The following is a 19452-nucleotide window of genomic DNA, read 5'->3' on the forward strand; positions in this document are numbered from 1 at the left end:
TCAGGCTCCCAGCGTCGCGGCCGCGTCGTGGATCGCCGCCCGGATGCGGGCGTAGGTCGCACAGCGGCACAGGTTGCCGTTCATCGCGGCGTCGATGTCCGCGTCGGTCGGCTTCGGGTTCTGTTCGAGCAGCGCGGTGGCCGACATGATCTGGCCGGACTGGCAGTAGCCGCACTGCGGCACCTGCAGCTTGACCCAGGCGGCCTGCACGGCCTGCGCGGGCTTGCTCTGCAGTCCTTCGATCGTCGTGATGTGCTTGCCCGCGATGCCGGCGAGCGGCAGCACGCACGAGCGGACGGCCTGGCCTTCGAGATGCACCGTGCACGCGCCGCACTGCGCCATGCCGCAGCCGAACTTCGTGCCGGTCAGTCCCGCGTGTTCGCGAATCGCCCAGAGGACGGGCATCGACGGATCGGCGTCGAGCGTGACGTTCTTGCCGTTCAGGACAAACGATGTTGGCATTTTGATTGTCTCCGTGGGGAAAACCCGGCATGCGCCCGGTTACAGGGTCTGCTCACGCTCATAGCGGGCTTGCGCTGGCCCCCAGAAGGGCCGAGCGCAAGGAATGCGACGCAGCGAATACTCGCCGTATTCGCAAGGAGCATGACGCCGCGATCGGCCCTTCTGGGGGCCAGCCCCAAGAATGAATTTTCCCAAACAGGGGAACGTGCGTTGCCGGCCGTATTGCGGCGTCGATCGTCCCTTATTTGGCGCGGCCAAACGGCGCTCCTCACTCCTTGCACTACGACCGGCAACGCACGTTCGCAAGCCCGCTATGAGCGTGAGCAGGCCCTGAGTGTGCGCGAGGCGCCGGTTTTTGCGTCTACCCAATCCTGCAAATTTATTGAACAATCCTGCAAATCCCCGGCAGGCTCCGGGCGGTTTCGCTATGCTCCCGCGACATGGGGAAATCTATCGAGGAAGTGTCATGGACATGACCGATATCGTGACGTCGCGCGAATCCGGGCGGCGCGAGCTGGCGACGCTGATCGGCCGTTTCGCGCCGGCGGACGGCTCGCATTCGACGGCCGTGCCGGGCCTGATGCTGCACCGGCACTCGCGGCCGGTCGATCTCGGCTGCGGCGTGTCGCGGGCCGCGCTCGTGATCGCCGCGCAGGGCGCGAAGCGCGTGATCGTCGCCGGTCAGGCTTACGAGTACGACACGCAGAATTGCCTGATTACATCGATCGACTTGCCGATCCTGTCGCGCGTGACGCACGCGTCGCCGGAAGCGCCTTACCTGTGCCTGTCGCTGACGCTCGATCCGCAGCGCATCGTCGAGCTCGCGGCCGAGATGCGGCTGCCCGAACCCGACGCGGGCCCCGAAGGCGAGGGGATCGCGCTCGCCGAGCTTACGCCGCCGCTGCTCGATGCCGCGCTGCGCCTGACGCGGCTGCTCGATACGCCGGCCGACATTCCGGTCGTCGCGCCGCTGATCGAAAAGGAACTGCTGTACCGGTTGATGACGAGCGGGCAGGGCACGCGGCTGCGGCACATGGCGATCGCGGGCAGCCAGACGCACCGGATCGCGCGCGCGATCGAATGGCTCCGCGATCACTTCGCGGAGCCGATGCGCGTCGAGTCGCTCGCGCAGGCAGTCAACATGAGCGTGTCGTCGCTGCACCACCATTTCAAGCACGTGACGACGCTGAGCCCGCTGCAGTACCAGAAGCAGCTGCGGCTGCACGAGGCGCGGCGGCTGTTGCTGCGGCAGGGCGGCGATGTCGGGTCGGTGGCGGCCGTCGTCGGCTACGAAAGCGCGTCGCAGTTCAGCCGCGAATACAGCCGGCTGTTCGGTGCGCCGCCGATGCGCGACGTCGTGCAGCTGCGGAAGAAGGAACTGCTCGGCTGACGGCCGGCAGCCGGCGCGCGGCCGGTTGCCGGTCACCTCATTTCATCGGGCAACCACCGTCGTCTGCAGGAACGTCGGCGCGATCCGCCAGTCCGGCACGTAATGCGCCGGCCACGCGCCCGGCGTATCGACCGCGTTGAAATACACGACCGCCTTCAGCAGCGGATAGCGCCACAGCGACCGCTGGAGTTCGTCGAGTGCCTCGCGCTTGCGCGAACCGGACCCGTCGACGCCGAGCTCCGTGATCATCACCGGCAGCCCGTAATCGGTCACCCGCTCGTATTTGGTCCGCAGGATGCTCGCGGCGGACGCATGGCCGCCGGCCGGCCAGGTCGCGCAGCGCGGGCAGTCGAACACGGACAGGCCGACGGCGTCCACATAACCGCGGCCCGGAAAATAGTCGTCGAGGTTCCGGTTGCCGGCCGGCGACCACACGTAGCGGAGCTGGTCGGTCATCGTGCGGCACGTGGTCACGACGCGCCGGTACGCATCCACGTAGGCCGGCGCATCGCCGATGGCCCACGGATAGCGCCCGGTGTCGGCCTCCATCTCGTGGCCCCAGCGCACGAACACGGGGCCCTTCAACGCGGCGAGCGCCGAGCAGGTGGCCGCGATCCGCGCGTCGTAGCGCCCGAGCGCGATATCCGCGAGCAGCGCGCCTGGGCGCGTGTCGCCTGCCGCCCAGGGCTCGACGGTCAGCATCAGCGAGCGGTTCCGTGCCTGCGCGTTCCGGTAGGCTGCGTCGATTTCCGCGCGGATGTCGGGCGCGTTCCACGACACGAACACATGGTCGAACGCGAGATCCCGGTTGGCCGCGAGCGTGTTGTCGGGATCGTATGCGCCGAGCTCGGGCTGCTTCACCGGTTCGCCCGGCGCGGGCGCGACCACGGCCGGCAGGCCCGAGCGCCACATCATCGCCTGCCAGCCTTTCGGCGCGCGCAACCCGATGCCCGCGAGCAGCATCGCGAGCGCGAACACGAACAGCGCGTTGCGCACCGGCAGGCGGCTGAAGAACATCTGCCGGAACGCCGACCATTCGAGCCCTTGCTCCCTGCCGTGATTCACCGCGACGACGGCCGCGATCACGAGATACAGGGTGCTCGTCAGCGTCGAGAACAGATAGAAGCCGGCGGCATTGCGCGGGTTCTCGACCGTGACGACGGGCAGGCTGCAGAACAGCGAGATCAGCAGGTACGGCGCGACCACGCGCAGCGGCGCGTCCTGTTCGATCGTGCCGCCCTTCGGCGTGACCTTGAACGGGAATTCCTTGCCGCGCACGAAGTCGAGCACGGCCGACGCGCAGCCGAGCACGACCCAGGGCCAGCGCGCGAACACGAACGACAGCCCTTCCCACGACAGCAGCTTCGTATTCAGCGGGCGGCACGACTGGGTCGAATGCGTGGCCCAGGTCACGACGCACAGGAGCAGCACGGCCAGCGGCAGCGCGTAGGTGAGGTACGTGAGGTAGTCGACGTGTGCCCACACGCGGCCGGTGAGCAGCGCGACGACCGGAATCACGACGCCGCCGGCCATCGCGAGCGCACACAGCGGGTACCACAGCTGGCAGAACAGGAACTGCGCCTTCAGCTTCAGCGGCAGCCCCATGAAATAGTGGCGCGTGTAGCGCAGCATGATGATCATCACGCTCTTGGACCACTGGAACTCCTGCGTGGCGAGGTCGCCGAACGTGCGCGGTCCTTCGCCGTTCGCGATCGCGTTCAGCGCGTGCATGCCGCGCCAGCCCTTCGAATTGAAGATCATCGTGGTCGAGTGATCCTCGGCGAGTTCGGGCCCGAGCCCGCCGATCTCGCGCAGCGCACGGCAGCGCACCGCATAGTGCGAGCCGATGCACAGCGGCGCGAGCCCGCCCGCATAACCGGCCTGCATCGTGCCGTGCAGCGGCCCCTCGACGTTCACGCGCCCGCGCGCGCTCCAGCTCCCGGCCGCGTTGCTGTCGCAGATGCTCGGTGCCGACACGTAGCCCACTTCCGGATCGACGAACGGCCGCAGCATCTCCTCGAGATAGGTGCGGGTCGGCACGTGGTCGGCGTCGAGCTGCGACACGAAATCGTAGTTGTCGTAGCCGACCATGTCGTAGAAGTACGCGAGATTGCCTTCCTTGCATTTGGTGCGGCGTGGCCAGCTCGCGCGGTGGTACGCGGCGATGCCGCGCCGCGTCGACACGAATACGCCGTGCTCGCGGCACCAGTCGAGCGTCTCGGGCGACGGGTCTTCATCCGCGAGCCACGTATCGTGCGGGTAGGTCTGGTCGAGCATCGCGAGCAGCGTCGTGCGGACGATGTCGAACGGCTCCGACGGCGCCTTGGTGACGACCATCGCGACGCGCCAGTCGCGCGGCACCGGCAGCGCGGGGTTCGGCACGACCGCCGAGCGGATGATGAAGATGAAGTAGCCGGGAATGAAGGTGGTCCAGAACAGCACGAAGCAGTTGACGCCGAAGCGGAATGCGTCGACGTAGTGCTCGTCGCGCAGCCACCAGCGCCAGAAGATGCCCAGCGCGACGAACCAGCACAGCGCGAGGATGTGGAAGACGATCCTGGTCCCGCTGTCCATCAACGGGACGACGAGCGGGACGTCTGCCTGCTGCGAGTCGGTGCGAACGGCTTCGGTGTCGGGTTCGGCGGTATCGGTGGTGTCGGCGGTATCCGGCACAGAGCCGCCGGCAAGCGACGCAACCAGCTTCTTCATGGTGTTCTCCCGTCAAGGTCAGATCATCAGTCTTGAAGCAGGCCGCGTTGCGGCCGGGTGTCCTCGCTGGCGTGCTGTTGTTCCGGTGCCGGGGCCGCCGGCGTGCGCTCGCCGCACGAGCGGCCCACGCGTTCGTAGCGGCGAAAGCCGCTGTCGACGGCCAGCCGTTCGCTGAACAGGTTGCGCATGTCGAGCATCACGGGATCGGCCATGTGATCCGCGAGGTCGGCGAGATCGAGTGCCTCGAACGCCTTCCATTCGGTCATCACGACGACGGCGTCCGCGCTGCGCACCGCGTCGATCGCGGAACCCTCCATGAATACCTGCGGCAGCAGCCGCGACGCTTCGTGCGGACGCGCCGGGTCGTATGCGCGGATATGCGCGCCCGCGCCGACGAGCAGCTGGATCACGTCGATGCTCGGGCTTTCGCGCACGTCGTCGGTCTGGCCTTTGAACGTGAGGCCGAGCACCGCGATGCGCTTGTCCTTGATCGAGCCGCCGCAGGCCTTCTCGATGCGGCGCAGGATCTGCTCCTTGCGCAGCGCGTTCGATTCGATCGCCGCGCTGACGATGCGCAGCGGCACCGCGTGTTCGGACGCCGTCGCCTTCAGCGCGCGCGTGTCCTTCGGAAAGCACGAGCCGCCCCAGCCGGGGCCGGCTTTCAGGAACGATGCGCCGATGCGGCGGTCGAGGCCCATCCCGTTCGCGACCAGTTCGACATCGGCGCCGACCGCTTCGCACAGGTCCGAGATCTCGTTGATGTAGCTGATCTTCACCGCGAGGAACGCATTCGCCGCGTATTTCACGAGTTCGGCCGTTTCGATCTCGGTCGCGAGCACGAGGTGGCCCGTCGCTTCGAGCGGCGCATAGATGGCCTTCATGATCTCGATCGCGCGCGGATGCTCGGCGCCGAACACGACGCGGTCCGGATGCATGAAATCGTCGATCGCCGAGCCTTCGCGCAGGAATTCCGGATTCGATGCGATCGCCGCGTCGACGCCTGCCGGCGCGTGGCGTTCGACGATCTGCTTGACGACCCGGTTGGTGCCGACCGGCACCGTCGACTTCGTGACGACGACCGCGAAACCGGTCAGGTTCGACGCGATCTCGCGTGCGGCTGCCTCGACGTACTGCAGGTCTGCCTGGTCGGTGCCCGGCAGCGTCGGCGTGCCGACCGCGATGAATACCGCGTCGCGATCGCACACGCTCGCCGCGAGGTCGCTGCTGAAGCGCAGCGTGCCGCGTTCGACGTTGCGTGCGACGAGTGCGTCGAGGCCCGGTTCGTAGATCGGGATGCGGCCTTCGTTCAGCGCGTCGATCTTGCCGCGATTGTTGTCGATGCAGACGACGTCATGCCCGAGATCCGCAAAGCACGCGCCGCTCACCAGCCCGACGTAACCGGTGCCGACGATGGCGATCCGCACATTCATGGTGATTCCCCTGGGTGGCGTTCAAGGAGACTGGCTCACTTGCCGGATTCGACTTGCAGTGCTTTCTGAAACCAGGCCGCGGCGTGTTCGACCATCGGTTCGATCGCGGTGAAACGCGGCCGCCAGCCGAGCACGAGCGCGGCTTTCGTGGCGTCGGCGTACAGCTCGGGCGGGTCGCCCGGGCGGCGCGCGGCCGTCACCGTCGGCACGCGGCGGCCCGTCACGGCTTCGACGGCGCGCAGCGCGTCGAGCACCGACGTCCCTTTGCCGGTGCCGAGATTCAATGCGACGCTGTGGCCGCCGCCGCACAGATAGGCGGTCGCCTGCAGGTGCGCGTCGGCGAGGTCGCTCACGTGCACGTAGTCGCGAATCGCCGAGCCGTCGGGCGTCGGGTAGTCGGTGCCCATCACCTGGAACGCGTCGCCCGTGCCGAGTGCCGCGCGGATCGCGAGCGGCAGCGCGTGCGTTTCCGGTTCGTGGCATTCGCCGATCATGCCGTCAGGGTCCGCGCCTGCCGCGTTGAAGTAGCGCAGCGCAACCCACCTGGTTCCGTACGCGCGCTCGAAATCGGCGGCCATCCGTTCCATCGCGTACTTGGTGAAGCCGTATGGATTGATCGGCCGCTGCGGCGTGCGTTCCGAGATCGGCAGCGCATCCGGAATGCCGTAAGTCGCGCACGACGACGACATCACGATCCGCCCGAGGCCGGCCGCGCGCATCGCGCTCAGCAGCGTGCAGGTGCCCGTGACGTTGACCGTGTAATAGCGCTCGGGCGCGAGCACCGATTCGCCGACGTAGGCGAGCGCGGCGAAATGGATCACGACGTCGGGCCGATGCACGGCGAATGCCTTCGACAGCGCGTCGCGATCGAGAATGTCGGCCGCGACAAGCGGCCCCCATCGAACGGCGTCGCGATGGCCGGTCGACAGATTGTCGTAGGCGACCGGCTCGTGTCCCGCCGCCGCGAGCGCCTTGCAGGTATGGCTGCCGATATAGCCCGCTCCGCCTGTCACGAGCACCTTCATGCCGTGGCCCCGGTCATGCGCAGCACCGGCTCGAGCCACAGTTCCCGGCTGAAATAGTCGATGGTCCGGCGCAGCCCTTCGTCGAGATCGACGGCCGGCCGCCAGCCGAGCTCGGCCGCCGCGATCGAGATGTCGGGCCTGCGCTGGTGCGGATCGTCGATCGGCAGCGGCCGGAACAGGATCTCCGATTTCGAGCCCGTCATCGCGAGCACTTTCTCCGCGAGTTCGAGCATCGTGAATTCGCCGGGGTTGCCGAGGTTGACCGGCGTGCCGATGTTGTGATCGGCACTCATCAGGCAGAAGAAGCCGTCGACCAGATCGGTCGCGAAGCAGAACGAGCGTGTCTGCATGCCGTCGCCGTAGATCTCGAGCGGCGCGCCGTTGAGCGCGCCGACGATGAAGTTCGACACGACGCGGCCGTCGCGCGGCGACATCCGCGGGCCGTAGGTGTTGAAGATGCGCGCGACGCGTACATCGATGCCGTGCATGCGGTAGTAGTCGTAACACAGCGCCTCGGCCGCGCGCTTGCCTTCGTCGTAGCACGCGCGCGGGCCGATCGTGTTGACGTTGCCGCGATAGGTTTCCGTCTGCGGATGCACGGCCGGGTCGCCGTAAATCTCGCTGGTCGACGCCTGGAACACGCGCGCGCCCGTCTTGCGCGCGAGCGCGAGGCAGTGGTGCATGCCGAGCACGTTCGTCATCATCGTGTGGACGGGATCGATCTGGTAGGTGGGCGGCGATGCCGCGCACGCGAGATTCCAGATCTCGTCCACCTGCAGTTGCGGCAGGCCGAGCGAGACGTCGCCCTTCACGAACTCGAAGCGGCCGGACGCCTTCAGGTCGGCGACGTTGAGCTTGCGCCCCGTCAGCAGGCTGTCGATGCACGTGACGGATGCGCCTTCCATGACCAGGCGCTCGCATACATAGCTGCCGAGAAAGCCGGCGCCGCCCGTGACGAGGACACGCTGCCCGGCGCGCGTCTCGAGCGTGACCCTGTCATTCATGGCTTTCACCTTCGTCGTTCAGCTCGGGGAACAACACGTCGATCAGTTCGACGGCGGCGCGCACGCGTTCCATCCCGCTGCACGGGTGTCGCTTCGGCAAGCGCCGGTTCGCATGTACGGAGGTTGACGAAGCGCCGCGACAGGCACTCCGGTTTCGCTGACTACCCCGTTGATGCTTGAACGACGCAAGCGTCGATCGATCGGTGGTGATCTTCATCGCCTTTTCCCCGATACGCTGATTGACGAGCAGGCCGCCGTTCGTGATCTTGTGCCACGGCGTGCCGCTCGGTGAGAGTCGGATATCAGGCAATCGGCATGCCATGAACGATGTCGACACGATGCGCACGGGCGCGGCGGCGAGATTGCAGCGTGATATGCGCGCTTCTGTTTCATGCGTGAATCGTGGGGCCAGAAAAGCCCGCAGGCCGATTGCCGGATCGATGCGATTCGATACGACGAAACACGCGATAAATCAGGCTTTTGCGGGATTCGCTTCGTCAAGCGGATGTTGAGCGGGAATGTTTCATCAATGAGAAATGAGCGGATAAAGGGATAAAAACGTTTCTTGAACGTGCAGCCAACCTGGAGATTGGGTGAATGAAAGGCTGGGGAATGAAAGTGAAAAAATGTTGTATGGCGTCCGGGTGAGGCCGCGTGTTTTCATTTGTTTTAATTATTACGCCGGTGCGAAAGTTTTAATTTTTACGGTTATTTCGACTTTCGAGCGTCGTGTGATCCCGTCGGTATTTTCACGAATGAATCAAATTCGTTTCGGTCATCCGGAGGAACGCGTGCCCACGGCATGCAGGGGGCTGATGTACCGGGCTCTCCGGGCATTGTGTCGGGCGAATCGATTCTCGTTTGTGATGGCGCGGCAGGGACCATACGCGCGTCGACCGGCGGTTCGCAAGCGGAAATGCCGGCGCCGCCGGCCTTGCGCGGCCATGCGCTTCTCAAGTTTGAAACACTCGTTCATCTGACCATCAGACGCACGGCCGCGAGCCGGATTCGTCCGTCAAATCCGGCAGTTGCGTCGTGGCGCTCGACAAGCGCCGAGGGCGTCAAACCGCCATTGCGATACATTCCTGAAACAAAAAATGTCGTTCCCGGCGATGCGGGCTGCCGTGGCGGCCGCTTGCCGTGCGCAATCTCCGGTGGAATAACGTGTGGCACGCTGCTTGCGGTACTGGACGCACCGGCGGGCGGTCGACACGAAGCAACGAACAGGTGGGGCGGCCAACTCGTCAATAAGCAGTCGGGGAAACGGCGATGAAGACCATAAGCTGTAGGTTGATCGGCGCGTACTTTGCGCATCAGTGGGGTAGTCGGAAAGGCCGGGGTGACGCTCGCGACGCTGTGCCAGCATCGCGGGTTGCGCTGTCCCGGTTTCTTGCCCGCCGCGCGCTTCGCGTGCTGGCGCGGTTGTCGCGCCGCACGGCAGTCGGGCGACAGCGACACTCACTTTCATTCGGTTCATCGGGATGGATCAGGCTGTTCGTGCCGGACAGCGTGATGCCGATTCGTCTTCGGCCGTGCAGGGCCGCTTCGATCGCGCCTGGCCCATGCCGGCGCCGGCCGGATTAGATCGAACGCCCGTCGGCCGGATTATCCGGAAGACCTTTCGTCGACAGCTCAGGGAGACGACATGCCACCTGGCTGCAATGCAGGCCCGTTGTCGCCTGAATAAAAGGTGTATTTTTCAACGTCGCTGCATTTGCGGTGGTTAATGTATTCGCGAATTTTCGATTCCGGAATGGAGTGCCGCGTGCCGGCACGCCGACCGGCGGGGTATCGAATATCGCGGGCCGGAAATGTGTCTGCATCTTTCCGGCTTGTCAGGCCGATTGTGTTTTTTTAATAAATCCAATGTTCATAAAAATAATAGAAAACACCTACCAAAAATATTTGGATAACCAAAAAACACGAGACTAAGCTTCGTCTGGCCAAATTCGCAAAAAACAGAAATTGAAAAGGCAGCATGATTTCTTAATTTGATAGTGATCCTTAATTTTGAGGATTGCTCAAGTCAGGAAGGTTGATGGCGTGCGATCTTCCCGACTCACTCCGTCCACGCCGTTTTGGAGTCGACCATGAAGAAGCTTCTGATTGCAGCAGCAGTTCTGGCGGTTTCGGGTGCAGCGTTCGCAGGTAGCGGCACGGTGTCGAGCAGCAGCTCGTCGAGCGGCGGTTCGACGATGGCAGGCGTTGCCGGCTTCGGCCATTTCACCGCGACCGATTCCGGCTCTGCACTCGGTGCAGCCGGCGCACTTGCCGGTGGCCCGGGCAGCGGTTCGGTCTCGTACACGAACCACACGCAATCGTCGTCGGTTAGCGGTTTCGGCTTCGGTGGCGCACAGGCAGGTGGCACCAGCGGCGCGAATGCCGGCTCGATCGGCTGGACGGTTCACCACTATTAAGCCGCGACGCGTAGCGTTCGTCATTGGCTGGCGGTACGGATGCCGGGTTCCGCTCGATGGGGGTAGACCCGGCTCCGCCACCGCCGAACTTACTCACAGCAAGGAATTGCTATGAAAGCCAAAGTCATTTTCGCGACAGCGCTCACCGTCATATCGTCGGCTGCATTGGCAGCGGGTTCCTCCACGACCAACCAGACACAGTCCGTTGCGGCGGGTGTTTCCGGTTCGGTTCTGGTCGGCTCTGGCAGCTATACCAGCAATTCGACTTCGACGGCGGGCGCGAACGCGGGCAGTACGGTGACACCCGCTGGTTCCGCCGGCACGGCATCCGCCTTCCACAACACGACCTCGACAGCCAGCGGTTCGGGCACGAACGGGGGCGCGTTCGCGGCAGGCGGCGGTATCGGTGCCGCAGGCTCGTACGGTGGAAACAGCAAAACGAACGAGAACGCGAATGCGCTGTCGGGAGGGGTGAGTGCCACGATCGTGCTGGGCGCCAACCACTACACGGCCAGCAGCGCGAACGACCAGGGCAATGCCAACGCGGGTGCCGCTGGGCTGACCGGCAGTGCTGGGTCAGGCGCGATCACGGGTTCGAATCACTACAACTCGTCGACCGTGTGGAGTACCGGTTCGGCCGGCTCGCCGTCCGCATCGGGCGGAAGCAACGCCAGTTCAAGTGCGACCGGAAGCAGTCATTAGTCAGGTGTGGGGGGGACCAGTTTCCCAGCGACGCTGGTCTCTTTTGCCCACATTGTTGTCACGTAAGGAGTTGGCATGAAGCAGAAACTGATTGCCGCCGCTCTGATGCTCGCGTCTCTGACGGCGTATGGCGCTGACCGTATTGCCAACGACGTGCAATCGAATTTGCAGACGTCAAACAACCCTGACCAGACAACCAAACCGTCAGAACAACAAACGCTTTCTTCGGGCAGTGCCATCGGCGGACCAGACGCCCAGCAGTGGCAGGGCATGTCGGCCGGCTCGTGGTCCCAGCTGGGCAACGGCTGGAAGCAGTTCGGGGAAGCAGGCAAAGCTGAAGGGAATCAGGGGAATTAGTACGGTTGCCTGGGTGGGAGGTCAAACCTCGTCCGGAGAGTGAAATGAACAGCAACAGGATCAAGGTGGCATGCGCTGCGATGTTCGCGATGACCACGATCGGCGCCCAAGCGCAAACCGCCGATTCGACTTCGAGCGCGCAGTCGTCGACGTCGTCGACGGCAGTCAGCCAGGGCGGCGGCTCGAGCATGAACACGAACACCACGAGCTCGCGCGGCGGCAACGCCACCAGCTCCAGCGGGGTTCGCAGCAGCGGCAATTCGAGCGTGAACGTGAACGTGACGATGCCGTCCAGCACGAGCGGCGGCACGAACGTGACGCCGCAGTCGCTGCAGTCGTCCGGCGCGCCCGGCACCAACCCGTACAACACCCAGTCGTCGGAAAACGTCAATTATTCCGGGACGCAGACGATCAAGACGAACCCCGCGATCCAGGCGCCGGGCCTCACGACCACGCTATCCGATACCTGCATGGGATCGGTGAGCGTCGGCGTGTCGTTCCCGGGGTTCGGCGCGACGGGCGGCACGACGCTGGTCGACCAGGCCTGCGTGCGGCGTCTCGATGCGCGTGAATTCCGTGCGATGGGCCTGACCGACGTGGCGCTCGCGCTGCTCTGCCAGAGCGACGCGAACCGGCGTGCGGTGGAAGCGACCGGGCATCTGTGCCCGGGCACGACGACGCCGCTCGCACGTTCGAACGTGGCGCCGAGCGTGGAAGCGACGGTCGCCGACGACGTGAAGTATCGCGATCCGATCGTGCGTGACCGCATGGGCTTGCCGCCGCTGGGCGCTGCCGCGCCGGCACCGGCGCAGGCCCGCCCGGTGGCGACGACCTCGGCGCAGGCGGCGCCCGTGTCGGTGCCGGTACCCGTGCCTGTGCCGTCGATCGCGCCGGTTGCCGCCGCGCCGGCCGTTGCCGCACCGGCCGTTGCTGCTGCCGCAGCCCCCGCCGTTGCCCCTGCCGTTGCCAAACCCGCCGTTGCAGCCGCGGCACCGGCCGTCGCCGCAGCGCCGGCGGTGGCTGCCGCACCCGCTGTCGCGGCCGCGCCCGCAGCCTCGGTCGTACCGGCGGCCGCGATCGCCGCCGTGCCGGCTGCCGCCGTGCTCGCCGCGCCGGCCGTTGCGGACAAGGCATCGCCGGTGCCTGCCGCGCCGGTCGCCGACACGAAGGCCGCCGAACCCGTGCAGCCCGTCGCCGACAAGGCACCGGAGCCCGCACCGGCGGTCGCCGACAAGGCACCGGAGCCCGCACCGGCGGTTGCCGACAAGGCACCGGAGCCCGCACCGGCGGTCGCCGACAAGGCGCCCGAACCCGCACCGGCAATCGCCGACAAGGCGCCCGAACCCGTGCAGCCCGTCGCAGACAAGGCGCCGGAGCCGATGCCGGCCGCGACCGACAACGCAGCGCAGGCCGCTGCCGCGCCGGCTGCGGACACGACGCCGGCCGCTGCCGTCGTCGCGGCGCCCGCAGCCGAGGCCGCGATGCCCGCACCGGCAGCCGATGCGAAGGCCGCCGAACCGGCTCCGGTCGCCGCGGAAGCGCCCGCACCGGAACCCGCGCAACCTGCCGCCGCCGCGGCCGCAGCGCCTGCCGACATGCCGGCAGCCGACGCGAAGGTGCCGGATCAGGCCGCCGCGCAGCCCGCCGAGATGCCGGCGTTGTCCGATCCGGCGCAAGGATTGCCGGCGGCTCCGGTCGACCAGCAGGCCGCCCCGGCCGCACCGGTCGTGCCGGCTCCGGCCGTCATCTCGACGAGCACGTCGTCGTAAGCACGCGGGTCTGGCTCCCGTGCGCCGGAATGGCGGCGCACGGGAGCCGTCCGGACCCGAGGCCCGACGGTCGTTTCCTGTTTGACGGGTGTTGATCCCATCCCCGAGGTCAACACCTCTTTTTGCCTGACGAGGATGCAAGGAGGCCTCAATCATGAGGATCTTTTTGGTCGCTCTGTTGTTGTACAGCGCACAAGCCGCAGCACAGGCGGTATTTCAGAACCCGGCGGTCTTCGTGATCCTGGGCGAGCAGACCGCGGCAAACGCCACGAGCGTCGCGCAGGCGCTGACGACGCTCGGTCGCGCCGACAACACGGCGTGCGCGCCGATGATGATGATCGGCGATCCGCAGATGATCTACATGATGCCGGAGGAGGGTCACGCGCCTTCGTGGCAATCGCCGGTGTACGGCCGTGGCGCGCCGTTCGAGGCGCAGAGGGGGCCGACGCCGACCGGCAAGACGGTCGGCGCGATGCAGCATGCCGAGGACATGCAGACGCAGCCGTGGAGCGACGGCAGCGCGATCACGCAGAAGATCGCAGGCGATGCGAGCGTGACGGCGGCGGACCAGGTGAGCGGCTGGCAGCGCAACGGGCTCAACTCGATCGAGACGGCCCGTGCGACGGAAGTGACGGTGAACGGCAAGACCTATCGGGCCTATCGTGACGACCTCAACGGTTCCGCGAAGCCGGTCGTCGAGCCGCAGATCTACACGCAGCGCGTCGTTTTCTGCCGATAACGAACGTCAATCCGAGGACGGCCCGGCGCCGCGCCGCGGGACCACGGTGCCCCGCTCCACGCGATCCGGCGACGGCCGTTTCGACAACCAACCCAAGCGACGAGGCCATCGTGAACCATTGCTGCCAGATCAGGGTGTCGGGCCCGCAGGATCTCGAACGCGATGCGGGGACGGCGCCGTTCATTGCCGTCCGGCGCAACCATGTCGTGCCGTCGCGGCCGCTCGTCTACCTGTCGCAGCAGCACGACGGCGCGCTCGTCGACTGTCTCGCGTCGCGCGGCTGGGACGTGTGGCGCGCGAAAACCGTTGCGGACGCACTGAATCTCGTCAGGGCGAACCGTCTGCATGCGGGCATCGTCGATTTCGGCAGCTTCGCGTCGCCCGACGTCACGTCGTTCGAGGCGCTGCTGCGCGACCCGCGCGTCGGCTGGCTCGCGTTCGCCGACGACGAGCGGCTGCGGGATATTTCGATCGCGCGCCTGATTCGCCACTGCTGTTTCGATTACGTGCGCAACGCGACTGCGTACACGACGATCGGCTATCTGGTCGGCCATGCGTACGGGATGCTGAGGCTCGCGGACGGCAGCCCGGACGCCGATGCGGCGCCCCCCGGCGGCACGATGATCGGCTCGTGCGACGCGATGCGCCGGCTGTTCGCGACGATCCGCAAGGTCGCGAATACGGAGGCGACCGTCTTCATCGCCGGCGAGTCCGGCACCGGCAAGGAGCTGACGGCGGCGGCGATTCACCAGCAGTCGTCGCGCGCCGACGCGCCGTTCGTCGCCGTGAACTGCGCGGCCATTCCGTCGACGCTGCTGCAGGCCGAACTGTTCGGCCACGAGCGCGGCGCGTTCACGGGCGCGCACCAGCGCAAGATCGGCCGTATCGAGGCCGCGCACGGCGGTACGCTGTTTCTCGATGAAATCGGCGACATGCCGTTCGAGAGCCAGGCGAGCCTGCTGCGCTTCCTGCAGGAAGGCACGATCGAGCGCCTCGGCGGGCACGCGTCGATTCCGGTGGACGTGCGGATCGTGTCGGCGACCCACGTCGATCTCGAGGCCGCGATGCAGGCGGGGCGGTTCCGTGCCGACCTGTACTACCGCCTGTGCGTGCTGCGCATCGACGAACCGCCGCTGCGCGTGCGCGGCCGCGACATCATGCTGCTCGCCGACCATGTGCTGCAGCGCTATCGCGGCGACAGTTCGCAACGGATTCGCGGCTTCATGCCGAGCGCGGTCGAAGCGATCCACAACTATCCGTGGCCGGGCAACGTGCGCGAGCTGATCAACCGGATCCGGCTCGCGGTCGTGATGACGAACGGCCCGATGATCTCGGCCGCCGATCTCGAACTGCACCAGTACACGTCGCGGCAGCCGCCGACGCTCGCCGAAACGCGCCGGCGCGCCGAGCGGCGCGCGATCGAGGAAACGCTGATGCGCCACCGCCACCAGCATGCCGACGTGGCGGCCGAGCTGGGTATCTCGCGCGCGACGCTGTATCGGCTGATGACCGCGCACGGGCTGCACGGCTGACACGCCGCGGCGCGTAGCCGCTCAAGACCGCGCGACGTCGGCCGTTAAGACATGAAACGGCCCGTCCGGACCGCCGGCGCGACGATGCGCGCGCGGCCGGCATGCGGCGCATCACGCTTATCCGAGGTTACCGTGGCAGAGTGCAGTCACTGCGGCAGGACGTTCCTGGTCGGCGGGCGGTCGATCGACGGCCGCCGCTATTGCCGTCCGGCGTGCGCCCGGGCGCATCCGATCGTCGTCGAGGCGGAGCGGGTGCCCGACGCGAAGGTCTGGGAGTACGTGCACGACTGGCGTTACGGGCCGTGCCCGATCTGCCGTCGCGACGACCGGCCGGTCGATGTCCATGCGTCGCATCGCGTCGTGTCGCTGCTGTTCGTCACGCGCTGGGCGACACGGCACCACGTGTGCTGCCGGCGTTGCGGCCGCAGGAAGCAGGCGGTCGCGTTGCTGGCGTCGGCCGCGTTCGGCTGGTGGGGGCTGCCGTGGGGCCTCGTGCTGACGCCGATCCAGCTCGCGCGCAACGCGCTCGGGCTGGCCGCGCGCGATCCGCAGGTCGCGACGCGGCAGTTCGAGCAGCTCGTGCGGCGCAAGCTGGCGGCGCGCCGGCTGCAGCGCGCGCGGCAGGGCGCCGGCGCCTGAGCGCGCGGCCCGGCGTGCCGCGCGCGATCAGGAGGCCGGCCGCTCGAAGCCCGAGGCGACCCAGCGCTCGGCACCGGCCTTGTTGAGCTTGAAACCGGCCGACACCTTGGCCTCGGCCAGCAGCTCGCCATACGGATCGAATGCCTTGAGCTGCGCGTAAGGCTCGAATTCGTCCGGCACGATGTCGAGCGTCACCGACACATCCTGGCCGTCCTCGCCCTGAACCGTCACTTCCTTGTGCAGCATCGCGCGCCGCTGCTGCTCGTGGCGCATCAGCACCTCGGTCGCGGTCTTCACGAGCGTGCGGAACGCGTTCGCGTCCATCGGCTTCGGGTTCTTCTTGTCGCGGCCCATGGTCCACGGCCCGACGAGCGCGGGCTCGGACTCGCCGTCCTTGATCATTTCGACGGCCCAGCCGTCGTCGTCTTCGTTCTTGATGATGCGGGCCGTCCAGCCGTTGTCGCGCCAGAGGCCGTCTTCGTGGATGGAGGTGTCGTCGGATTGCAGGTCGGATTCGGTCATGAGGAAAGCGGGGCGGGGCCACCGGAGTACGGGCGCGGGCGCAGGGCGGCGGCGCGCGGCCGGCATCGGCGCGTCGCTCGCCGCCGGCGGCCCGGCGCGGCATGCAAAGGCGTCGATTTTACCTGCTGGCCGGCCGGATGGCCCGTGTGGGCCGCCACGCCGGCCATCCGGCCGATGTTTCCAGGTGCCGGCCGCTCCGGGACGGCCGCTCGAACCGGCGCAAATTCAAACTCGTATTACGTCCCTGACGACCAATCCCGTTACCGTCCGATATCCCGTCCGCGTGCGGCTTCATAGAATCGGCGTTCAGGCTAAAAATAGCCTGAACGCCGATCAACGCCAAACCGGCCGTGCGCGTTCCGCGTCGCGCGGCCGATGAACCACCGGGAACCACGCATGAGGAAATTCAACGTTCGCATCGTCTTCGCGTACGACTGGCCGTTGACGCTGGCCGGCATCGAGCAGGTTGCGGGCAGCGCCTGCGCGATCGAGCTCGTCGCGGTGTGCCGGAATGTGGCCGAGCTGGCCGCGTCGCTCGGCGGCGTCGACTGCGATGTCGTGCTGGTCGACTATGCGATCCGCGGGGACGTGCAGATGGACGGCCTCGGGCTGCTCGACTGGCTGCGGCGCACGCGTCCGAACGTCGGGGTCGTCGTGCTGGTCGCGAACGAGAATCCGCTGATCGTCGGGTCGATCCTCGCGATCGGCGGCGTGAGCGTCGTCAGCAAGTTCGACGAGGTCGGCCATATCGTCACGGCCATTCATTCGGCCTACAGCGGCGGGCGCTACCTCTCGCCGCTCGTCAGGCGTGCGATCGAGGCGGCCGGCGAGCGCGGCGATGCGCCCGTGAAGCTGTCGGCGCGCGAGATCGAGGTCATTCGCCTGTATCTGTCGGGGGTGCCGATCAAGACGATCGCGCAGCGTCTGAGCAAGGGCAAGCAGACGGTCAGCGCGCAGAAGATCAGTGCGATGAAGAAGCTCGGCGCGAACAACGACGTCGAGCTGGTCCAGCGGGCGGCGGGGCTGGGGCTCGGCATCGGCCCCGCCGCGTCACGGCCCGGCGACGCCGCGTGAGCAAGCGTGCGCCGGGCGGCCGCCGTCAGGCCGGCAGCGCAAACCGCGTCACGGCGTCCCGCAGCGCCTCGGCCTGATCGCGCAGCGAATGCGCGGCGGCCGCCGCTTCTTCGACGAGCGCCGCGTTCTGCTGCGTGACCTGGTCCATCTCGCCCACCGCGCGATTGACCTGCTCGATCCCGGCGCTCTGTTCGCGCGACGCGTGGCTGATCTCGTCGAGGATCTCGTTCACGCGCCGCACCGACTGCACGATCTCGGCCATCGTCTCGCCCGCGTGCGTGACGAGCGCCGCGCCTTGCTCGACGGTCTCGTTCGACGACACGATCAGCGACTTGATTTCCTTCGCCGCCGTTGCCGAGCGTTGCGCGAGCGAGCGCACTTCGGCCGCGACCACCGCGAAGCCGCGGCCCTGTTCGCCCGCGCGCGCGGCTTCGACGGCCGCATTCAGCGCGAGGATGTTGGTCTGGAACGCGATCCCGTCGATCACGCCGATGATGTCGCCGATCTTGTGCGAGCGGTCGGTGATCTCGTTCATCGTGCGCACGACGTCGTCGACCACTGCGCTGCCGCGCGTCGCGACCTGCGCGGCCTGGCCGGCGAGCGACGCGGCCTGGGCGGCGCTGTCCGCGTTCTGCTTCACGTTCGCGGTCATCTGGTCCATGCTCGACGCGGTCTGCACGAGCGCGGCCGCCTGTTCCTCGGTGCGCTGCGACAGGTCCGTGTTGCCCGACGCGATCTCGCTTGCGCCGACGTTGATGTTCTCGGTACCCATCCGCACGCGCGACACCATGTCGATCAGCCCGCCTTGCATCGTGTGCAGCGCGTGCAGCAGGCTGCCGCGATCGTCGTGCTTCACGGCGACGTGCGCGGTCAGGTCGCCCTGCGCGATGCGCTGCGCGGCGTCGAGTGCCACTTCCAGCTCGCCGCCGAGGTTCGCGCGCACGCTTTTCAGCACCAGCACCATCACGGCGGTCGCGATCCCGCCGAGCACGGTCGTCATCGCGAGCCAGCGGCCGACGCTTTCGAGCACGGCGGTGCGCACGTCGTTCATGTACATGCCGGTCACGATGTACCAGTCCCAGGGTGCGAAGCGCTGCACGGCGCTGGTTTTCTCCTGCGGCTTGTCGGCGCCCGGCTTCGGCCACAGATACTCGACGAAGCCCTTGCCGCCTTCGAGGTTGCCGGCCTTCACGATCTCGACGAACAGGTGCTTGCCGTTCGGATCGGTGAAATTCGACACGTCCTTGCCGTTGAGGTCGGCCTTGATCGGATGCATCACGATCACGGGCTTCGAGTCGTTGACGGAGATGTAGCCGTCGGCGCCGGATCGCATCGCGGCGATCGCCTCGAGCGCCTTCTGCTTCGCGTCGGCTTCCGGCAGCGCGTTCTGCTGCGACAGCTTGTAGTAATGATCGGTCACGCTCGTGGCCTGCGCGACCAGCGACGCGAGCTGGTCGCGGCGGTCCGCGATCATCGATGCGCGCGTCTGCCAGGCCCCGAGCCCGGCGATCACGAGCAGGCCGAGCCAGAGGATGACGATCATCGAGGCGAGTTTCTGATTCAGGGAAAGGTTGCGCATGGTGTGTGGTCGGTCAGTCGTGGAAGCTCGCCGGGGCGGCGTGACGGGATAAGTGTCTTGACGGCGCCCGACGTGCGTTGCCGTAGGCGGGTTATCCCTAGG

At 67.0% G+C, this 19452-nt stretch carries 17 protein-coding genes; 9 read left to right on the forward strand and 8 right to left on the reverse strand.

All coding sequences use genetic code 11. The features are described 5' to 3' along the window. A complete protein-coding gene (locus tag PQB87_RS22195; protein WP_021162969.1) occupies positions 1–462 on the reverse strand; it encodes a (2Fe-2S)-binding protein in 462 nt (153 codons plus the stop codon). A gap of 466 nt (positions 463–928) precedes the next feature. Between PQB87_RS22195 and PQB87_RS22200 the strand changes: the two genes are divergently transcribed. After that, positions 929–1852: an AraC family transcriptional regulator gene (locus tag PQB87_RS22200; RefSeq protein ID WP_027789521.1), complete on the forward strand. Its 924-nt coding sequence runs from the start codon at positions 929–931 to the stop codon at positions 1850–1852. 42 nt (positions 1853–1894) lie between these two features. On the opposite strand, the gene PQB87_RS22205 is transcribed toward PQB87_RS22200, so the two are convergent. From PQB87_RS22205 to PQB87_RS22225, 5 genes are read right to left on the reverse strand one after another with little or no spacing between them, the layout of a single operon-like run. After that, positions 1895–4561 (reverse strand): glycosyltransferase family 2 protein, encoded by a 2667-nt coding sequence (locus PQB87_RS22205; protein WP_489243815.1) that lies wholly within the window; start codon positions 4559–4561, stop codon positions 1895–1897. A 26-nt stretch (positions 4562–4587) separates the two neighbouring features. Beyond that, positions 4588–5991, reverse strand: coding sequence for a UDP-glucose dehydrogenase family protein (locus PQB87_RS22210; RefSeq protein WP_489243816.1), 1404 nt, complete (start codon positions 5989–5991; stop codon positions 4588–4590). A gap of 35 nt (positions 5992–6026) precedes the next feature. Then, positions 6027–7016 (reverse strand): UDP-glucose 4-epimerase GalE, encoded by a 990-nt coding sequence (gene galE, locus PQB87_RS22215; RefSeq protein ID WP_489243818.1) that lies wholly within the window; start codon positions 7014–7016, stop codon positions 6027–6029. Next, positions 7013–8020 carry a UDP-glucuronic acid decarboxylase family protein gene (locus PQB87_RS22220; protein WP_489243820.1) on the reverse strand — a complete coding sequence of 336 codons (1008 nt, stop codon included), beginning with the start codon at positions 8018–8020 and terminating at the stop codon, positions 7013–7015. Before PQB87_RS22220 ends, galE begins: the two co-directional genes overlap by 4 nt. Continuing rightward, entirely contained in the window at positions 8013–8357 is a 345-nt protein-coding gene (locus tag PQB87_RS22225) for a hypothetical protein (protein ID WP_301863318.1), read from the reverse strand. Before PQB87_RS22225 ends, PQB87_RS22220 begins: the two co-directional genes overlap by 8 nt. Before the next feature lie 1753 nt (positions 8358–10110). Between PQB87_RS22225 and PQB87_RS22230 the strand changes: the two genes are divergently transcribed. From PQB87_RS22230 to PQB87_RS22260, 7 genes are all read left to right on the forward strand, one after another. Beyond that, complete coding sequence (locus tag PQB87_RS22230; RefSeq protein WP_027789515.1) at positions 10111–10437, forward strand: hypothetical protein; 327 nt, start codon at positions 10111–10113, stop codon at positions 10435–10437. A 111-nt stretch (positions 10438–10548) separates the two neighbouring features. Continuing rightward, a complete protein-coding gene (locus tag PQB87_RS22235; RefSeq protein ID WP_034195965.1) occupies positions 10549–11139 on the forward strand; it encodes a hypothetical protein in 591 nt (196 codons plus the stop codon). A 75-nt stretch (positions 11140–11214) separates the two neighbouring features. Further along, the gene (locus PQB87_RS22240) at positions 11215–11496 is read left to right on the forward strand and encodes a hypothetical protein (protein ID WP_011354481.1); all 282 of its coding nucleotides are present in this window, start codon (positions 11215–11217) and stop codon (positions 11494–11496) included. Between the two features lie 44 nt (positions 11497–11540). Continuing rightward, on the forward strand, positions 11541–13265 hold the full coding sequence (locus PQB87_RS22245; RefSeq protein WP_489243822.1) for a chemotaxis protein CheA: 1725 nt from the start codon (positions 11541–11543) through the stop codon (positions 13263–13265). A 154-nt stretch (positions 13266–13419) separates the two neighbouring features. After that, a complete protein-coding gene (locus tag PQB87_RS22250; RefSeq protein ID WP_060066530.1) occupies positions 13420–14004 on the forward strand; it encodes a hypothetical protein in 585 nt (194 codons plus the stop codon). A 110-nt stretch (positions 14005–14114) separates the two neighbouring features. Next, the gene (locus PQB87_RS22255; protein ID WP_155635724.1) at positions 14115–15536 is read left to right on the forward strand and encodes a sigma-54 dependent transcriptional regulator; all 1422 of its coding nucleotides are present in this window, start codon (positions 14115–14117) and stop codon (positions 15534–15536) included. 132 nt (positions 15537–15668) lie between these two features. After that, the gene (locus PQB87_RS22260) at positions 15669–16175 is read left to right on the forward strand and encodes a hypothetical protein (protein ID WP_059587033.1); all 507 of its coding nucleotides are present in this window, start codon (positions 15669–15671) and stop codon (positions 16173–16175) included. A gap of 27 nt (positions 16176–16202) precedes the next feature. On the opposite strand, the gene PQB87_RS22265 is transcribed toward PQB87_RS22260, so the two are convergent. Continuing rightward, positions 16203–16697 (reverse strand): hypothetical protein, encoded by a 495-nt coding sequence (locus PQB87_RS22265; protein ID WP_060086283.1) that lies wholly within the window; start codon positions 16695–16697, stop codon positions 16203–16205. A gap of 396 nt (positions 16698–17093) precedes the next feature. On the opposite strand from PQB87_RS22265, the gene PQB87_RS22270 reads away from it, so the two are divergent. After that, entirely contained in the window at positions 17094–17771 is a 678-nt protein-coding gene (locus tag PQB87_RS22270; RefSeq protein ID WP_048023326.1) for a LuxR C-terminal-related transcriptional regulator, read from the forward strand. 25 nt (positions 17772–17796) lie between these two features. Here the strand turns inward: PQB87_RS22270 and PQB87_RS22275 are convergent, their stop codons facing one another. Continuing rightward, the gene (locus PQB87_RS22275; protein ID WP_048023222.1) at positions 17797–19350 is read right to left on the reverse strand and encodes a methyl-accepting chemotaxis protein; all 1554 of its coding nucleotides are present in this window, start codon (positions 19348–19350) and stop codon (positions 17797–17799) included. Between the last annotated feature and the right edge of the window lie 102 nt (positions 19351–19452).

Source organism: Burkholderia sp. KL41, assembly GCF_057005415.2.

What these genes read in the sequence shown, in the direction of transcription:
- PQB87_RS22195 (WP_021162969.1), bottom strand. Translation starts at nt 462, where the DNA reads ATGCCAACATCGTTTGTCCTGAACGGCAAGAACGTCACGCTCGACGCC.
- PQB87_RS22200 (WP_027789521.1), top strand. Translation starts at nt 929, where the DNA reads ATGGACATGACCGATATCGTGACGTCGCGCGAATCCGGGCGGCGCGAG.
- PQB87_RS22205 (WP_489243815.1), bottom strand. Translation starts at nt 4,561, where the DNA reads ATGAAGAAGCTGGTTGCGTCGCTTGCCGGCGGCTCTGTGCCGGATACC.
- PQB87_RS22210 (WP_489243816.1), bottom strand. Translation starts at nt 5,991, where the DNA reads ATGAATGTGCGGATCGCCATCGTCGGCACCGGTTACGTCGGGCTGGTG.
- galE (WP_489243818.1), bottom strand. Translation starts at nt 7,016, where the DNA reads ATGAAGGTGCTCGTGACAGGCGGAGCGGGCTATATCGGCAGCCATACC.
- PQB87_RS22220 (WP_489243820.1), bottom strand. Translation starts at nt 8,020, where the DNA reads ATGAATGACAGGGTCACGCTCGAGACGCGCGCCGGGCAGCGTGTCCTC.
- PQB87_RS22230 (WP_027789515.1), top strand. Translation starts at nt 10,111, where the DNA reads ATGAAGAAGCTTCTGATTGCAGCAGCAGTTCTGGCGGTTTCGGGTGCA.
- PQB87_RS22235 (WP_034195965.1), top strand. Translation starts at nt 10,549, where the DNA reads ATGAAAGCCAAAGTCATTTTCGCGACAGCGCTCACCGTCATATCGTCG.
- PQB87_RS22240 (WP_011354481.1), top strand. Translation starts at nt 11,215, where the DNA reads ATGAAGCAGAAACTGATTGCCGCCGCTCTGATGCTCGCGTCTCTGACG.
- PQB87_RS22245 (WP_489243822.1), top strand. Translation starts at nt 11,541, where the DNA reads ATGAACAGCAACAGGATCAAGGTGGCATGCGCTGCGATGTTCGCGATG.
- PQB87_RS22250 (WP_060066530.1), top strand. Translation starts at nt 13,420, where the DNA reads ATGAGGATCTTTTTGGTCGCTCTGTTGTTGTACAGCGCACAAGCCGCA.
- PQB87_RS22265 (WP_060086283.1), bottom strand. Translation starts at nt 16,697, where the DNA reads ATGACCGAATCCGACCTGCAATCCGACGACACCTCCATCCACGAAGAC.
- PQB87_RS22270 (WP_048023326.1), top strand. Translation starts at nt 17,094, where the DNA reads ATGAGGAAATTCAACGTTCGCATCGTCTTCGCGTACGACTGGCCGTTG.
- PQB87_RS22275 (WP_048023222.1), bottom strand. Translation starts at nt 19,350, where the DNA reads ATGCGCAACCTTTCCCTGAATCAGAAACTCGCCTCGATGATCGTCATC.